The sequence below is a fragment of the Thainema salinarum CENA647 genome, assembly GCF_057732415.1.
This window is the reverse complement of sequence record NZ_JBYJZJ010000022.1, coordinates 5411769-5428217: the sequence shown is the minus strand read 5'-3', so window position 1 is coordinate 5428217 and position 16449 is coordinate 5411769. Positions and strand designations below refer to the sequence as shown.

The window sequence follows — 16449 nt, the reverse complement described above, 5'->3', positions numbered from 1 at the left end:
TGAGGATAACTCTTTATTCTATTCTCCCTCGTTCATTACCTATTTGTGATTGCTGTAGGAACCCGATTCATTTTTGTAGAAGCCTCGCTGAACCAAGCGTCTACAAAAATGAATCGTTGGGTTTTAACCGGGGTTTTAACCCAACTTTGTATGACAACTGGTAAAGGGGGAGCAAGGGAAGGTAGAAGCATAGGGAGGCTGTATTGGCAATTTTGGGGAGTACGGGAGGGTAGAAGCGTAGGGAGGCTGTATTGGCAATTTTCTTGAAAAATCAGGTTCTATCTGGGCATAGATGACGGATTGCCCCTTAAACTCTTTGATGAAGAACTAGCCGGCAAAACTTATAGAGCGATTTGGCTCCTGTTGAACCCAATTAAACTATGACGATTATTCAACCGAGAACGCGGGGAAAGCTTCCTAAGCGACACCGCAGCTATGTTTTTGAGAAGATCATGGCTGCGATCGCACTTCTCAATTACATCTTAGTTCTGTTTGATCTGAGCTACATTCCGCTGCGGGATGTTTATCTGCGATATCTGCCAGAGTTTACGACCTGGTATGGTGAGCAGTTTAAGGGCATTGAACCCTATCGCACGACGGAAGCGTATCTCGATACCGTCAGTGAATTAGTCGAAGCCTTAGAGGCCAACGGTTTACCCGCCAGTTCAGAAGTGGATGGGGCGAATGCAGGCAACATTCGCCTGGAAGAAGCGCAGGTTGACGAACCTGCCGATGAACCAACCGATTTTGGGTCTGAACCGGAAGCCGAATCGGATGCTGGCATTGATACCGATGATTCAGAGGCTGCAACGAATGGGGTTGAAGCTGATGCTGGGGTTCAATCTGTACCTGTTCTGCTGAATGAGCTACAGATGATGAGCGCGGAAATCATCGACGAAAATCCGTTTGAAATTGCCGATAAAACGGGAACGCTAGAGCGCATTAAACAGCGGATGCGAGAGCGGGTTGGGGAAGAATCCTCTACAGAAGCCTTCGAAACATTTTGGAGTGTTGAATATCTCAATCAGGCAGGCTGGATCGACGAGTTACAGTTCTTCAATGAAGATATTCGGCCCCTCTTTGAAACCAACTACTTTCGCGGCATTGGTCTAGACGGCAATCCTACCAATCTGTTTATCAAAATCGACATTTGGTTCGTTGCCATTTTTGCCGCCGAACTCATCCTCCGCAGCATCTATCTCAGCCGTCGCTACAAAGGCACGAACTTGATTGATGCCGTGCTATGGCGCTGGTATGACCTGATTTTGCTCTTGCCCTTTTGGCGCTGGCTCCGCATCATTCCAGTGATTATTCGAATCAACCAGTCCAATCTGATTAACCTGGAGCCGATTAGTAATCGAATTCGCCGCGCTTTCGTCACTCACTTCGCGATTGAAATGACGGAAATTGTCATTATTCGCGTTATTGATCAAATTCAAAACCTGGTTCGCGAAGGCGAAGTTGCCAAAATCCTGCTCACGCCTAATAGTGGACAACGCTACATTGACCTCAATGATGTCAACGAAGTCGAAACGATTACGCGACGCTTGGTTTCCATCCTGGTCTACAAAGTGCTGCCAGAAGTGCGCCCTCAAGTCGAGGCGCTGTTGGATCACAATTTAGAGCGATCGCTCCATTCCGCACCGCTCTACAGCAACATGAAAATTTTCCCTGGTTTTGAAACACTGTCGCATCAGCTTTCCCAGCAGGTGACGCACAGCGTATACGAAAGCATTGCGGGCATTTTGCGATCGACGGTGAAAGACGAAAAGGGAGCCGAACTCGTGCAGTCGCTGGTGGATAGCATTGTCCGCCATCTCCAGACTGAGGTGCGTAAAGGTGACACGGTGCAGGAATTCGAAAGTTTGGTAACAGTGCTGCTAGAGGAAATCAAGATTAACTATGTGCAGTCCATCGCCGCTGAAGATGTGGAGGCTCTGCGAGAACAGACCCAACGGCTTTATCAGATTACGCAAAATCCTAAATAATCCTACTGCCCGTATCTTGCACGTTACCAATTGTCCTGCTTAATTGTTAGTGCCAGGTGAGAGCTAGGCAACTTGCCGACAGCGAAGCGGCAGCTCAATCACAAATTCAGTCTGGCCGGGTCTGGAATAACAGCGCAAATTGCCTCCATGTTTTTTGGTCACAATCTGATAGCTAATTGATAATCCTAAGCCAGTCCCTTGGCCAACGGCTTTAGTCGTAAAGAAGGGATCAAACAGTTTAGGTTGAATCGAGCAAGGAATTCCTGATCCATTATCCATAATATGAATTTGGATAGAGTCTTGATGGACTCGTGTTTTAATTTCAATCTGAGGCTGGTGTAAATTGTGTTGATAAACTGCATCTTCTAACGCATCAATTGCGTTGCTCAAAATATTCATAAACACCTGATTTAATTCCCCGGCAAAACAAAATATGGGTGGAATATCACCATAGGAGCAAATAATTTCAATTGGCGGACGCTTGGCTGTTGCTTGCAGTCGATGTTCCAGAATGATGATGGTACTATCCAAACCATCATGAAGATTGACTTCTTTAAGCGCCGATTCATCCATCCGAGAAAAAGTCTTCAAGCTGCGAACAATTTCAGAAATGCGCTGAGAGCCAGTCTTCATTGAGCTGAGCAACTTCGGTAAATCTTGCTTCAAAAAGGCATAATCAGCTTCATGTAATGCGGTTTGAATCTGTTCTGGTGGATCAGGAAACGTCATCTGATACAAATCAACTAGATTAATTAAATCTTCAATATAAGCTTGAGCTGGCTTAATGTTGGCGTGAATAAAATTGACTGGGTTATTGATCTCGTGAGCAACTCCTGCAACCATTTGACCTAGCCCAGCCATCTTTTCCGTTTGGATTAGCGAAGGTATCTGCTGTAGACGTTCTAACGATTCTTCTGCACGCTGTTTGGCATCTTCACAGAGTCGTTGAGAGGAAATCAGCTGGCCCAATGTTTGATGATAAGTCGTGACGCTAAACAGAACAAAAAAGGCTCCACCAAAGAACACAATTCCTGTTAGTAATGTAATCCAGGTTGATTGCTGATTCCAAATGAGCCAAGCTGCGAACGAATAACCTCCTAAAAACATAATCATCAATGAATACAAAATATTCCAGTTTCTAGGAATTCGCTTAGTTTCGAAAAGACCCAATACCTTCTGAGCCTTTCGGATTGAAACCAGCATTGTAATCGTACCTAAAAAGACTAAAACAACTGGTATTTCTCGAAATAAAATGAGCGACATTCAACCACAATACTATTTATAGTTATTACAACGTTAGTAGGCACCAATACACTTAACTGAGTGGAAAACCTGAGTAAAAAGCCGATTCAGGACTTCTCTCAAGACTTCCCCAGCTAATTTTCTCTGACAATAGTGACAAGGCTGTGACGGCCAATCAGCCGTAGGTTACAGGCTGCCTAGCCGATCCAGATACCGATGCAGTTGATCGAGAGAGATGTAATATCCCGCTGAGTACGGAGAACCCCACCTTAAGGTGGCGCTAGAATGTCAATGGCGATTCACAAAAGTTTACGAGGTGATTTACTCAACATGTTTACTGACCTGACCAGTGCAACGCGGGAGTACTGGAAAAAGCTAGACAAGGTCGAAGCCGCCTACAAGCGCAATGAGATGACGCTTGAGGAAGTTGATGCTGAAGTGCAGCGGCTGATGACCGAGTTGGGCGATGCCCGCCGCCAAGCTCTACGGGATGTTTGGGCCAGTCTGCAATACTTTGTTCGCCAGCAGCGAGATGCGATCGCAGCTGTGGCGGCTCTAGGTATGCTCGCTTATCTCTGGTTAGTGAATGTGTCGTAGTGGCGTAAATGCGATCGCGCCACTCAATTCAAAAGAGCAGGGTTTCTTGTACCAGATGTTTATTTCCAACGATCATCTTAGTTGGAACCCCAATTTTTCGTAGCCACTCGTGCCTCTAATCGTTGTGCAGTCGGCAACATTTATCTCTATTAAATCGAGTTAAATGAAGCCAACCCGTTTCATAATCTCCTAGGAGAGCGATATCTTAATAAACGGCGGCAGATACCGTCTTATCAGCTTATTTTTAGTTCACTTGGCCCAAAATTGAATCTATGGTTACGCGATCGCACAGTTCAGAACCCACCTGGAAAGCCATTGTTCGTCTCCTGCGCTGGGACAAGCCTGAAGGACGATTGATTTTGATGATCCCGGCACTGTGGGCCGTGTTTCTGGCGGCGGAAAGTACCCCCTCGCTCCTGCCGCCACTGCCGCTAGTCGGCGTCATCATTCTCGGCAGCCTCACCACCAGTGCAGCTGGCTGTGTCGTGAATGACCTCTGGGATCGGAATATTGATCCGCAGGTGGAGCGTACCCGCAATCGTCCTTTAGCTGCTCGTGCTCTCTCCATACGTACCGGAATCGGCGTTGCGATCGCAGCTTTTTTCTGCGCACTAATTTTGGCGCTCTACCTGAATCCGCTTAGTTTTTGGCTCTGTGTGGCAGCGGTTCCCGTGATTATCCTCTATCCCTTAGCCAAGCGTGTCTTTCCCATCCCGCAGTTGGTTCTGTCGATTGCCTGGGGGTTTGCTGTCCTAATCAGTTGGAGCGCGGTAACGGCTAGTTTAGAGTTAGCCACCTGGCTGCTGTGGGGCGCAACAGTGCTATGGACATTGGGATTTGACACGGTTTACGCCATGCCCGATCGAGAGTATGACAAACAGGTCGGCGTCAACTCCAGCGCCCGCTTTTTTGGTGATCGCACGCCCTTGGCCATTGGCCTCTTCTTTGCCGGAACAGCAATCCTGCTAGGCTGTATGGGCTATGTGATGCAGCTCTCGATTCCCTTTTGGATGGCGCTAGCTGGTGCGATCGCAGTTTGGTATCGCCACTATCGCCGCCTCAATCATACTCAAGTACCGCCTACCGCCTACGGTCAAATCTTTCGCCAGAACGTTTGGGTGGGCTTTCTCCTCCTGATCGGCATGATTTTAGGCATGATTTTTTAAGTTATAGCGGTGATGCCGCCCATTGCCAGAGATCTTTGAACTACGCAACCCGCGATTCTGTATCGTCAGACGTTGCTTGCAGAGTTTCCCAGAACGCATAAACAGCGGGAGGATGCAGCGCCTCGGATGAAATAGCGACGCCAATCACACGCTCCATTGGTTCGGGCGGATAGGCAATCCGTAACTCTTTGGGAATTGGATCAGCCGCTAAGCGAGCCATCACGGTTGCGCCTAAGCCCTGCATCACCATACTGAGAATCGTTGAATCTTCCGTAATTTCGTAGGCCAGCTTGAAGGGGCGATTATAGCGCTCGAAATTATCCTGCACAATCGCGCAGCAGGTAACGTGGCGCGGCGGCAAAATCAGCGGATACTGCTCTAACTGCTCCCAGGTTAGCTTGGCCGGTGGATTCTCAGTCGGCGGCAGTAGCACGACATACTCATCGCGTAGAATTGCCCGCGTTTCGAGCAGATCTTTTTGGGTTGGCAATAAAACAAAACCAATATCAGCCTGACCCGTCAGCAGATCTGCTTCAATCGTATCGGTAGAAACATGCTCGGTGATGATGACCTTAATGTCGGGGTAGCGCTGCTGAAACCGTCCAATAATGCTCGGTATCAGGTGAGTGGCTACGCTGCGAAAGCAAGCAACCCGCACCTGCCCTGTTTCCAAGCCGCGAGCTGAGGTGGCCGTTTTACCAATTCGCTCTAGCGAAGCCAGTACCTGACGGGCTTCTTCGGCGATGTCTTCGCCAACTGGAGTTAAGGCGGCTCCCTGACGACCCCGATTCAGCAGTGACACCCCCAAGGTTTCTTCCATCGTCGAAATGGCGTGACTGACGGCTGACTGAGATACATCGAGCTGAAGTGCAGCTTTGCCGAAGGTGCCTTCATCTGCGATCGCAACCAGGGCGCGAAGTTGAGAAATTTTTAAACGACACACATCGATATTTGCCATGAGTCCTCAAGCCAAACTCGTCTTGATGTGGAATCTGTCAGTAAAAACCGATTTCCTGCAAATTTTTAGACGGTTCCCCACATCATGCCTTATTTGTCTAATTTTACCTCCGTAAAATCTATCGATTTTATTCATCAAAATTGTTCGAATTAATTCATAGATAGCAATAATTCAGTCAACCTCTGTCCGTTACTCTTACTCTTACTCTTCCTTTTCTCGTTCTCTCACGCAAGGAGGTTGGGAGGATGAGAGTCAACTGAACTCTAGGTGAAAAAAGCTTTAATCTGATCAGCTTGCGCGGTCAGATACTCATCTGTTTGAATGAGCAACTGTTGCAGATAAGCTGGATTGGCATTGTCGATGGCACCGAACTTTTGCGCTAGTTCTGGTTGTAGTCGGAGGTAATCATAAACGTCCTCTGTGCCAGCCTTGGTGACAATTTGCTCCGCAATGTAGCGATGAATATCCGCTGGCGCATCCATAATCACATCCACAATTCGGGGTGCCCACTGGATTGGCCCCAGCCGCGCACTTCCCGCCAGGGAATACCACGTTCCAATTCACCAGTGCCGAGGGATAACACTTTAATTTCATCAATGATGCGATCCATTGACGATGCAGCTTTTGGTGCTGCAATTGGCCCCGATCGCAACAGGCGAATCGCCTCCGCCACTGCACAGGCAACCGGATTATTCGCCCCCACGCCCCCGTCAATCATTGAAAATTCACGCACTTCGTTCTCAATTGGGATCTGTAAAAGCTGAGCTGGAAAATAGGTGGGAGCCGCTGCAGAACAGACGCAGGCTTGCCAGAGCGGCACATTGGCATACCACTCCTCATGCCGCCAACTCTTGAAAAACACGGGCAGGCGACGAACGGTATCGTAACTGATGATCATTAACTTGGTGGACTGCTGAGGATCGGGCGAAACAGCGGCAATAGGAAAATCCAAACCTTGCGATCGCACCACCTCAATCAGTCCCTGGTCGCTAAATTTGGGAGCCGACAGGCCATATTTCAGCAGTAACGGCAGGCGCTGGAGGCTAAACCAACTGCGATAGCGAAAAATCTCTTTGCCTCGCGCCAGGTACAGATCCACCAGTTGAGCGGGTGAGCACCCCACCATCAAACTTCCGGCAATCAGCGCTCCGGTTGACGTGCCAGTAATGAGATCAAAATATTCGCGCAGGGGCTGGTTTAACTGCTGCTCAATCACGTCCAGCATCCGGGCGGCTACAATTCCCCGAATGCCACCACCATCAATGCTGAGAATCCGAAAACTCAATGAAATCCTCCTCACTGCCAACTGACGGGTCTGCCAACTTGATTTGAGTGGTGTGAATAGTTGATCGTGACATCAACCATTCACACTGATTTGGCACAACACTACTGTTGAGAGACTACAAAGAGCACCGACACAATGACCTCATCCCAGCAAGGAATATTTAGCTCTGACTAAAGAGAGAAATATGGAACAGTTGCAAGTGCGATCGCATGGCTTTCTGATCGGCTAGCAGATTGCTGCTTCAGAAACAGAAAATATAACCGTACGGCAAACGCCAATTAACACATGCTCATGGCCTTAGCGGGTGATGCCACTCTAGAATTCAACAATTAAATTTGAATAGGAATAATCGATATTCAGTACTTTCAGGTCAAGGGAATCTACTATGAGTGGCACATCAGCAAGTGGCACATCAGCATCTCCCAGCGATAGTCAAGACAACACCCAAGCGAAACAAGTAAAGCATTGGGTTATTTGGCTAAATATAGGAGCGGTATCGTCTATTTTACTGGTAACAGTAGCCACCTTCTTTATTTATTTTTATAAATCGAGTGGTTGGCTAAAACAGGGAGAGAAAATCGGGATGGGGCAAGCCGAGAATTGTATTAAAGACAGTTGGCAATCCGCTATTTTAACTGCTAATTCTGCCGATGAATCCCTAGATCAAACCGACATCTCATTCTCTGTTACACTCCATGAATCCTATATCTCAATACAAAACTTATATCAAAAGAAGCTTTTGCAACAACAAGAGCTAGAAAGGCTTGAAGCTAGCCTAAATTCATTAACCAATAATCCAAAGCGAACCGATGCCCAAATCAGTGAATTAAAAGCAGAAATATTAAATAGAAAGCAAGCTATCGACAGCACCAGCGAGGCAATCGCTCAATATGACAATACGCTCCGTGGAATAGGGCTTCCAGTGATTTCGATGTCAGAACTTAAAAGACTCGAAAACCAGTTAGAAGACATTCATAATAGAATCTATATCCATTATGATATTTTTAGATTCTATTACTCCCTCAATCAAGCATTAACCGTTGGTTCTGCACTTTCCTTACTAGCTGTTAGCGTTTGTTTAATCTATACGGGTGGAGTAGTGTTGAAAGGGAGTGATCACAATCATCAAAAGCTAATTACTATTTTAATCTGTTTAGGTGGAACTTACATTTTTCTGTTTAATTTCCCGTCACTTTTATCTACCGAAGATATGTATAATAAAAGCCTGATTCAATATATCGGGTATGTAAACCTAGAAAATGAAATTTGCACCGTTCTAGCTACTGAGAAGTTTGTAGGAGATCCTGAAAATCCGGATGCGATTCAGGATGTTGATTTCAACCGATTTATACATTCAGTTGAAAGTCGAGTGAAAAATATTGGGGCGATCAGTGTTTCCTCTAATCTGAATGCCGTTGAAAATTTCAGGCTCGATTTAGACTCACTCTATCCAGAGCGGGCAGAACAAGGTGAACTCAGTAAAAACTAAACGCTGAAAAAACTAAACGCTGACCTATAGCCGACTGCGGCTCTTGATCCGCAAATACGACTCCACCAATTCATCTGTAATCCGATCCGCTGGGGCGTCCAGTACCATCACACCCTTGCGCTTGAGCTGCTGAAATACGAGCTGGCGCTGAGCAATCAGATCCAGCGCTACCGCACGCGTGTAAGTGGCTTCAATCTCATCCGTTAGCTCATGGGCACGCACATCCACCTGCGGGTCGCGCAGGGTGACGCAAAACGGCAGGTAGCGCGGACGCAAGCGTACCAAGGCCGAGAGTAGTTCTGCCGACGCGGTCTTATCCACTAGATCCGTCAGAATCACCACCAGCGCCCGCCGATGCTGCTGGTTCACCACCGTCGTCACCGCACTGAGATAGTCCGACTCCACCAGTTCCGGCTGAATCGGCGTCAGGCGCTCAATCAGCTTGGGTAAATGCTGCTGTCCGCGCGTGGGCGGAATCCAGGTGTGAAGCTGGCGATCGAAAACCCCAACCCCAACCCGATCGCCCCGATGCAGTCCGGCCAAAGCGAGGGAAAGCGTGGCGTTCAGTCCCCAATCAAACCGTGAGATTTCCTTCACCTTCGCCGTCATTAAGCGGCCCCGATCCAGCAGAATAATCAGCGTTTGCTCTTGCTCCGGCTCCAGCACTCGAATTAGTGGCTGGCTGCGGCGAGCGGTGGCTTTCCAGTCAATAAAGCGCGGATCGTCGCCAATGGCATATTCGCGCAGTTCGGTAAACTCGGTGCCAACGCCCAACCGTTTAGCTTGACGAATCGATCCGGTAGACTGAATGGCTAGCTTAATAGTTAGCGATCGCAACCCAATTAGATCCGGATAAACCGCTACGGTTTGAGCCTGCGGAACCGTCCAGGCGTGCCAGCCCAAGCCCCAAGCTCCAAGCTGTCGCACCTGAATATCGCCCCACTGATATTCGCCGCGATGGTCAGGAAAAACAGTAAAGGTAACGGTTTCCGTCGCGTTAGCCGGAACGATTACCCGCAGCGGCATGGCCGAAACGTGAAACTCCGCCGGATAGAGGTCATAGATTTCTAAAGTTGCTGGTTGCTGAGCCGTTTTAATCGTCAGCTCAATTTTGTTGTCCCGCCCAATTGATAAGCGCTGCAAAGGCTGGCGCTGAACCTCAACCCGCTGGCTACGCACCTGCACGCTATCCCACCAACTCAGCAGCAGTAGGATGCTATCAATGAACAGCAGCACCACAATGCCAAACTGAAGGCGCAAACTCGACTCCACAAAGACCGAAACCGCAGTTGCGATCGCACCACTGAGCAATAAAAACCAGTACAGTCGAGCAGCGGGAATCATCCTACAGTTTCTCCTACTGTAAAAACCATTCTTGTTGTTGGAACTGTGTGCAACGCACACAGTTCCAACAACATAATCAAGGATCAGCGGGGAACGGCGACCTGTTCTAATAATGACGTAATTACCGTTTCAATTTGCACCCCGTCCAGTTGGGATTCGGGATTGAGAATGAGCCGATGGCGGAGTAACGGGTTCGCGACAGCTTTGATATCGTCGGGGGTGACAAAGTTGCGATCGCACAGCCACGCTTGGGCTTTACTAGCCTGTAGCCAAGACACCGCTGAACGGGGCGATGGCCCCAGCAGCAAATCAGGATGCTGGCGCGAGCGGCGCACAATTTCCAGCAGATAGTCAATCAAATTGTCCTGCACCTGCACTTGGCGCACTTCTTTTCGCGCCGCCAAAATTTGCTCTACGCTGATGATGGATTCCAATCGACCAATATTCATTCGTTTGGCCTCAAATCCCTTTTGCACATTCAGCAACATCCGCTTTTCATCGGCCTGATCGGGATAGTCCACAATCAGCTTAAACAGAAACCGATCAAGCTGCGCCTCTGGTAAGGGATAGGTGCCTTCGAATTCCAGCGAGTTCTGCGTCGCAATCACCCAGAACAAATCCGGCAGCGGCGAACTTTTGCCATCCAGCGTCACCTGCTGTTCTTCCATTGCCTCCAGAAGTGCCGCCTGAGTTTTGGGCGGCGTGCGGTTAATCTCATCCGCCAGCAGCACCTCCGTAAAGATTGGCCCCTGCTTGAGGGTAAACGTCCGGCTATTCAAGTCAAAAATATTAGTGCCCAAGATATCCGATGGCAAAATATCGGGCGTGAGCTGAATGCGGCGAAAGTCGGCCTGAATCAGCTTGGCCAAAACTTTTACCGTGAGCGTTTTTCCCGTTCCCGGCACGCCTTCAAGGATGACATGGCCGCCACAGAGCAAAGCCACAAGAAGTTGTTGAACCAAAACCGATTGCCCTACAACCACTTTGCTAAGGGCACGACCAATCTGATTAATCGTTTCGCTCTGGACAGTCATGACGGAGAAAAGAACAATGTGCGTGATGCACAGCTTAACCTACATCCAACAGTTGAGTTGACCAATTTTTCGGAAACGCAATAAATAAGCAGATGTGTGCCCTTACACGATTTGCTGCTCAAGCCAAAGCCTAATTTTTACGTTTTACATTCGACTGCCGTAATACCGCCTAGCCACCAAAATTTGGAGCGAGATAGGTCTGAAAAGTCAGTTTTGAGTAGCCGCTGCCACATTGATTTGTCAGTATCAGCGCGGATTGTGCCGATACTGACGGACAAACTTATCCCAGATCAGTGTTGGCAGCAGAGAGGTGCGCCATGAGCCGACAGGTTGATTAATCACCCAAGTATTGATCAGAAGGCTTTAAATCGGGATTTTGCTCTAGCCAATCTTGTCCCAGTTTAATCGTAATGTCTGATTGAAGCGTGCCAGTGCTTTCAACTCGAACTTCGCCAAATCCCAAATAGCGTTGCACCATTTCAGCACTCGCAACGTCACCTTGCTGGGCGATGATTTGAGTTGTTTCAAGCCGCTCTTGCCAGCGCTCACCGATTTCAATGCCGGTGTAGCCGCCGTCATAAAGTTTATCCATGAGCCGATCAACAGCAGCTGTACGACGGGTGCTGTCTTGAACGGCAATGCGGAGATAGCTTGGACTCACGGCGATCTGAGAGGAAGAGCCGTAGCGAAGATACTGATCCACAATTTCATCAATCCGCTGATAGTTAGGTAGCCAGTAGCTCAGCTCAAACTCGCTGGGTGAACTGAACTCACCTGGTAGCATCAGCATTTGGTTATCGGCATGATCCACTTGTGAAGCGAATCCGACTAAAGCGACCAATTCTTCTACGCTGAGATTAGTGTCTACATGAGACTGGATGACGGAGAGAATTTTAGGAATTCGGGCAATTGTCTTGGGGTTCAGGCTTTGTTCCACAAGGGCACGCATCAGCATTTGCTGGCGCTGAACTCGACCGACATCCCCATACTCGTCATAACGAAAGCGCAAAAACTGCATGGCCTTATCGCCATCTAGCTTTTGCTCGCCGGGCTGCAGATTAATATAAAGGTGCTGACTATCGTCTTGATAGCGCATTTCTGTCGGCACATTAATAGTTACGCCGCCCAATGCATCAATCAGCTTTTCGACGCCCTGCACATTGATCCGCACATAGCGATCGATGGGAACATCACCAAGTAGTTCACTGATGCTACGAGCGCTGAGAGCAGGGCCACCGTAGTAATTTGCCTCGTTGATTTTGGTCGTTCCGAGCCCATCAACCCAGGTGCGCGTATCGCGGGGAATCGAGAGGATAGTTAGCTTTTCGTCACGAGGATCAAATCGGATGAGCAGCATTGTATCCGACAGTCCATCAAATGAGTTCACCAAGGCGTGATAACCGAGGTTTTGAACTTCCGGTGGTGGGTTGTCGGTTTCGGAGCTGATCACTTTAATGCCCAGCACCAAAATATTGACGGGTCGGGTCAGCTTAGGCAGACGTAGTGTTGAGTTTGAGGCGATGTCGTCTCCCTGATTAAAGACTTCTTCTTCCTCTGGGGTGAGATTACTCTGCAGCAGGGGTGTACTGGACAGTGAGACGGCCAACAAAGCGCCAGCGGTAGCAGAAACAACTGCTACTCCGGCTAGTCCAACCATTAAAGTCGCCCAGCGCAGGAGCTTGGGGCCTTTTGGGGACTGTTGAGGGGATTTTCTCCCTTTGGCCGGTGTGGACTTCGAAGATGGTGAGGTTTTCGGGGACTGTCGTGCTTTGTTGGACTTTGAGTTAGTCACAGGTCGCCTCAGTACGTGCTAAGTCAAACAATAATAGATCCGCTACGGTTAAAAGAATCAACTGATTTATCAATAATCTTCAAGATCTGCGATCGCACCCGACATATACCTACATGCACCCAACAGCAAGCCGTCACCTTCCAACCAAGTGGCTCGGATCCGATTATTCTTTGCGTAAAGCATTTTCGGGCTCAGATACATTGCAAATTTCAGCCGCCATCTTAGCAATCTTTTGAGAGATCGCAAGCTTATGATTTTGATTTTGCAATCGTGATGGTTGATTGTAACAATCGTAAATAATCCTGGTTTGGCGATGCTAATCAGCGCCCATCAGCGATCGCGATGCCGACCCCGACCAGGTAAATGAACTGGCTTATGTTGCAAAAGACGCACCATTAACCAAAGGTTCGTCACAAAATAGCCTGACGTAACCAAACTGCTAGTAATCAGCAGCGGCAGCGTTAGGGATTCACTAGCCTGTGCCCCTGTGTTTAATAAGGTATAACTTAACACCCAGCCTAATGCCAATGTCACTGCCGTGCGGCTGATCTCTCGTTCTTGACGCGTTCCTTGTTTTTGATAGAGCGTCCACAGAGCCGGAAAAAATCCCAAAACCGGCACGAGGTAGAAAAAGAACTTTAGCCGATAGATGTCAGGTGCATCATCGGGGTCAGGAAACGGATTAGTCATAGTTGAGATGATAGCTACGAGCGTGTTCTGCGTAATCAGGCGTGCGTCTGAAGTGTGAGGAGCGTTGACTAAGGCTGAGTTGTAGCCGTCGCCGCTTTGATTGAGATATTTACGAAATCCAATATTTAAACGTTTGAACGTTTTCAGAGTTTCCCAATCTCCTAACCAAGGCGACTTGTGGCTAATGCTATAAATCGAAATTTAACCCCGCTCTTCATGCCCTGTAAGTGCTGAGGACTGGTGTCTTCCAGCCCAGTCGATTGGTGGCCGAAGCTGGGAGCGTTCCTTCTACCCAGCTTTGATGCTAAGGGGGGGCGAGATGCTTAGGGTTCTATTCCTCTATTGTTTTTTCTTCTATTATCTCTTCCTCAACAGTTCCTTCCTCAACAGTTTCGTCTCGTGCTCCTTCTGTTGCGCCCCACCAAGCCAGCGCATAATCTTGGGTTGAATCATTGAGCCGCGTAAAGTAAACGACACGAAGCTTATAGCGTCCGGTTTCTGGAACCTGGAAAAAGATATGCTCAGCACTATCGACACTGCTATTGGAAGCCCAAACCGCATCGTCGATATCGTCGTCTTCCGCTCGCATGAGATACAAATCGAGGTTATTTAAACCGCGATCGCGGAATGTTTCGCCCAGATCATACAGCCCATTGTTGTTGTCATCCTGCAACTCGACTAGCCGATCCCACGTGAGTGTCGCTGAAAAATAGCTGTTCGCCTGTAGCGGCACTTCAATTTCGTAGTCCTGGTACTCCGCCGTATCGGCTTCTAGACCGACGGTTGAGTAGTCCCAACCCCGCACGGGGACTGGCGTATCGGATGACCACTGGCCAGCACTGAACTGTTCATAGGCGCGAAACGCATCGAGTTGCCCAGTGCCCAATTCATCATGCAGCGGAATTCGGCTATCACGAAAGGCATCTGAAACTGTCCAGTCGCGGTTCCTTTCGGTTCTTACTGTCCGATCCATGCCCAGGTTTAGACCATCGCCTGTATCTTCTAATTTATTTGCCGAATTCATCAGCACCGCTTTACTCACCTGTGGTTCGCGAGCATCTAGCGTCCAGCCCGGTATTTGGCTAGCTAGCTGGCGATCGCCATATTCCTGAATCAGTGCCACTGTAGCCGCAACGTGGGGCGCAGCAAAGCTGCTCCCGCTGGCCACACGAACGGAGCCATCCGCATCGATCAGTTCAATTTGATTACCGGGAGCCACAATCCCAATCGAACGCCGCGCTCCGACGTTACTTTCCGAACGAGGAGCTTGGGTCAGCACCGGATCCGGTTCACTGCCTAAGTTGGCAAAATCCACTTTGTTAAACACACCATTCACACGCGCGGAATAGGCCACATTTAAGCCGTTGTAGTTGTCCGTTGGAATCGGAATTCCGCCTCGGCCTTGATTCCCCGCGATGACATATAGAACATCGTGAACTCGGCTAGACCAGTCAATACACTGAGTTAAGAGTGCATTACCATCCAGAACCGCATCGCTGCGGGGATCGCGGTAGAGCGGTTCACCAAAACTGAAGTTGATGGCGCGCACATCGCCACCGTTTTGCATTGCCACATGTTGCGACGACAGGCACTCTTCCGGCTGACCGCTGCGCCGCAGGGAACCAACTGCCGCAGAGTAGAGGCGTGCGCCTGGCGCAACTCCCACCAACATCTTGTCGTCACTGATCATGACTCCAGCCACGTGAGCCGCATGAGAATCTACACCCTGATTGGCATCGGGTCGGCTATCTCGAAAAAAGACGCGACTCACGCTGACTACGGGCATTCCAGGTACCACTTTATCGAGCCCAAATAAACCTGGACGGCCAATTTCAACTTGCCCCAAACCAATTTTGGCTCCTGTGAGGTTGTAGGGTTCGGCATGGAGCCGTTGTGCATTAATTCCGCTTTCTCCAGTTGAGGAGGTCAGGGAGGATGCGATCGCAGGTAGTGCGATCGCAGATGAGCCAAACAGAACCAACCATTTGAGCCAGCGCACACCAGCTAGCTGCCAACCTTGAGAACGACGAGAATTCCGAGAAGACGTTTGAGTCATGAACGTTTGCGGTATGAATGACGGGAAATGTACGAAAACTTTTTACAGCCTAAGATCTAGTAATTGAGTCGCACACCCTTCTAACCAATTCTTTACTGTTTATAAAACGGTTCTCTATCCATTGCCAGTCGTTCCATCTCCGGCTGTTAGGGTCTAATGACTTGCCTTAGCCGACGGAATTGCGATCGTAGTCCTATCACCCAGTACTCACCACAACACCCAATACTCACCACAAGCGAGAACTAGTCAGGTAATTGGACTCACCCATCGGTTTGTAATATGCAGCAACATATTCGTCAGAGACAACTCTCGCCAAAGGTAACGCAGCGTAAGGTTTTATGTGTTTTACGTTACATGAAGTTGTATTCCGATAAATATTGGTATTTTTAGTATCAACCTATACGAGAAATTACCGAGGTTGAGATGAAAGTTACTCAAACGCAAAAAACGCTAGGGCAGTCACTCCTATTCGGTGGACTACTGCTTGTCACTAGTTTGGGCGTAATCGGCCTTTTGGCAACTCAATCCGGTGCGGTTTAGCTAATCAGCAAAAACGCGGAAAGCATACAGAAATAGAACAAGCTATGGGAGAAGATTGTCGAACAAGCCCTCTACCTTCTTCTCCTGTTTTCCCAATCAAGTCCCCTGCTGGTGTTGGAAATCCTATTGGGGTAAAGCATTTCAAGTTTACGGTTGTTTAGCACCGCAACAGTCAATCTAAAAAAATCAACCCAAAAGTCAAGCGCTGCCCCCGGATAGGAGCAGCGTTTGCGGTCTGAGCGTTTTTGTTTGTGTGACCGTTTTGGAG

Annotated in this window: 13 protein-coding genes; 4 read left to right on the top strand and 9 right to left on the bottom strand. The window is 48.7% G+C overall.

Translation table 11 applies throughout. The features are described from left to right. The first annotated feature begins 380 nt into the window (after positions 1-380). Positions 381-1988 carry a hypothetical protein gene (locus AC286M_RS30450; protein WP_488207963.1) on the top strand — a complete coding sequence of 536 codons (1608 nt, stop codon included), beginning with the start codon at positions 381-383 and terminating at the stop codon, positions 1986-1988. A 63-nt stretch (positions 1989-2051) separates the two neighbouring features. Here AC286M_RS30450 and AC286M_RS30445 read toward each other — a convergent pair whose 3' ends face one another. After that, complete coding sequence (locus AC286M_RS30445; RefSeq protein ID WP_488207962.1) at positions 2052-3251, bottom strand: sensor histidine kinase; 1200 nt, start codon at positions 3249-3251, stop codon at positions 2052-2054. Between the two features lie 264 nt (positions 3252-3515). Here AC286M_RS30445 and AC286M_RS30440 point away from each other — a divergent pair, with 264 nt between their 5' ends. After that, the gene (locus tag AC286M_RS30440) at positions 3516-3827 is read left to right on the top strand and encodes a hypothetical protein (protein WP_488207961.1); all 312 of its coding nucleotides are present in this window, start codon (positions 3516-3518) and stop codon (positions 3825-3827) included. A 272-nt stretch (positions 3828-4099) separates the two neighbouring features. Beyond that, a complete protein-coding gene (locus AC286M_RS30435; RefSeq protein WP_488207960.1) occupies positions 4100-4993 on the top strand; it encodes a 4-hydroxybenzoate solanesyltransferase in 894 nt (297 codons plus the stop codon). A gap of 40 nt (positions 4994-5033) precedes the next feature. On the opposite strand, the gene AC286M_RS30430 is transcribed toward AC286M_RS30435, so the two are convergent. The 3 genes from AC286M_RS30430 to AC286M_RS30420 form a co-directional block, all read right to left on the bottom strand. Beyond that, on the bottom strand, positions 5034-5951 hold the full coding sequence (locus AC286M_RS30430; RefSeq protein WP_488207959.1) for a LysR family transcriptional regulator: 918 nt from the start codon (positions 5949-5951) through the stop codon (positions 5034-5036). A 263-nt stretch (positions 5952-6214) separates the two neighbouring features. Beyond that, a complete protein-coding gene (locus tag AC286M_RS30425; RefSeq protein WP_488207958.1) occupies positions 6215-6433 on the bottom strand; it encodes a hypothetical protein in 219 nt (72 codons plus the stop codon). Between the two features lie 2 nt (positions 6434-6435). Further along, positions 6436-7236: a patatin-like phospholipase family protein gene (locus tag AC286M_RS30420; RefSeq protein WP_488207957.1), complete on the bottom strand. Its 801-nt coding sequence runs from the start codon at positions 7234-7236 to the stop codon at positions 6436-6438. Between the two features lie 385 nt (positions 7237-7621). On the opposite strand from AC286M_RS30420, the gene AC286M_RS30415 reads away from it, so the two are divergent. Then, on the top strand, positions 7622-8725 hold the full coding sequence (locus tag AC286M_RS30415) for a hypothetical protein (protein ID WP_488207956.1): 1104 nt from the start codon (positions 7622-7624) through the stop codon (positions 8723-8725). Positions 8726-8749: 24 nt separating this feature from the next. On the opposite strand, the gene AC286M_RS30410 is transcribed toward AC286M_RS30415, so the two are convergent. From AC286M_RS30410 to AC286M_RS30390, 5 genes are all read right to left on the bottom strand, one after another. Further along, positions 8750-10069 (bottom strand): DUF58 domain-containing protein, encoded by a 1320-nt coding sequence (locus AC286M_RS30410; protein WP_488207955.1) that lies wholly within the window; start codon positions 10067-10069, stop codon positions 8750-8752. An 83-nt stretch (positions 10070-10152) separates the two neighbouring features. After that, complete coding sequence (locus AC286M_RS30405; RefSeq protein WP_488207954.1) at positions 10153-11103, bottom strand: AAA family ATPase; 951 nt, start codon at positions 11101-11103, stop codon at positions 10153-10155. 334 nt (positions 11104-11437) lie between these two features. Further along, complete coding sequence (locus AC286M_RS30400) at positions 11438-12895, bottom strand: LCP family protein (protein ID WP_488207953.1); 1458 nt, start codon at positions 12893-12895, stop codon at positions 11438-11440. Positions 12896-13225: 330 nt separating this feature from the next. Beyond that, complete coding sequence (locus tag AC286M_RS30395) at positions 13226-13585, bottom strand: hypothetical protein (RefSeq protein ID WP_488207952.1); 360 nt, start codon at positions 13583-13585, stop codon at positions 13226-13228. Between the two features lie 331 nt (positions 13586-13916). Continuing rightward, positions 13917-15641, bottom strand: a complete 1725-nt coding sequence (locus tag AC286M_RS30390) for a S8 family serine peptidase (RefSeq protein WP_488207951.1) — start codon at positions 15639-15641, stop codon at positions 13917-13919. Positions 15642-16449: the final 808 nt, after the last annotated feature.

Bases quoted from the DNA above. Each gene is read 5' to 3' on its own strand.
- AC286M_RS30450 (WP_488207963.1), top strand. From the start codon at position 381: ATGACGATTATTCAACCGAGAACGCGGGGAAAGCTTCCTAAGCGACAC.
- AC286M_RS30445 (WP_488207962.1), bottom strand. From the start codon at position 3,251: ATGTCGCTCATTTTATTTCGAGAAATACCAGTTGTTTTAGTCTTTTTA.
- AC286M_RS30440 (WP_488207961.1), top strand. From the start codon at position 3,516: ATGTCAATGGCGATTCACAAAAGTTTACGAGGTGATTTACTCAACATG.
- AC286M_RS30435 (WP_488207960.1), top strand. From the start codon at position 4,100: ATGGTTACGCGATCGCACAGTTCAGAACCCACCTGGAAAGCCATTGTT.
- AC286M_RS30430 (WP_488207959.1), bottom strand. From the start codon at position 5,951: ATGGCAAATATCGATGTGTGTCGTTTAAAAATTTCTCAACTTCGCGCC.
- AC286M_RS30425 (WP_488207958.1), bottom strand. From the start codon at position 6,433: ATGGATGCGCCAGCGGATATTCATCGCTACATTGCGGAGCAAATTGTC.
- AC286M_RS30415 (WP_488207956.1), top strand. From the start codon at position 7,622: ATGAGTGGCACATCAGCAAGTGGCACATCAGCATCTCCCAGCGATAGT.
- AC286M_RS30410 (WP_488207955.1), bottom strand. From the start codon at position 10,069: ATGATTCCCGCTGCTCGACTGTACTGGTTTTTATTGCTCAGTGGTGCG.
- AC286M_RS30405 (WP_488207954.1), bottom strand. From the start codon at position 11,103: ATGACTGTCCAGAGCGAAACGATTAATCAGATTGGTCGTGCCCTTAGC.
- AC286M_RS30395 (WP_488207952.1), bottom strand. From the start codon at position 13,585: ATGACTAATCCGTTTCCTGACCCCGATGATGCACCTGACATCTATCGG.
- AC286M_RS30390 (WP_488207951.1), bottom strand. From the start codon at position 15,641: ATGACTCAAACGTCTTCTCGGAATTCTCGTCGTTCTCAAGGTTGGCAG.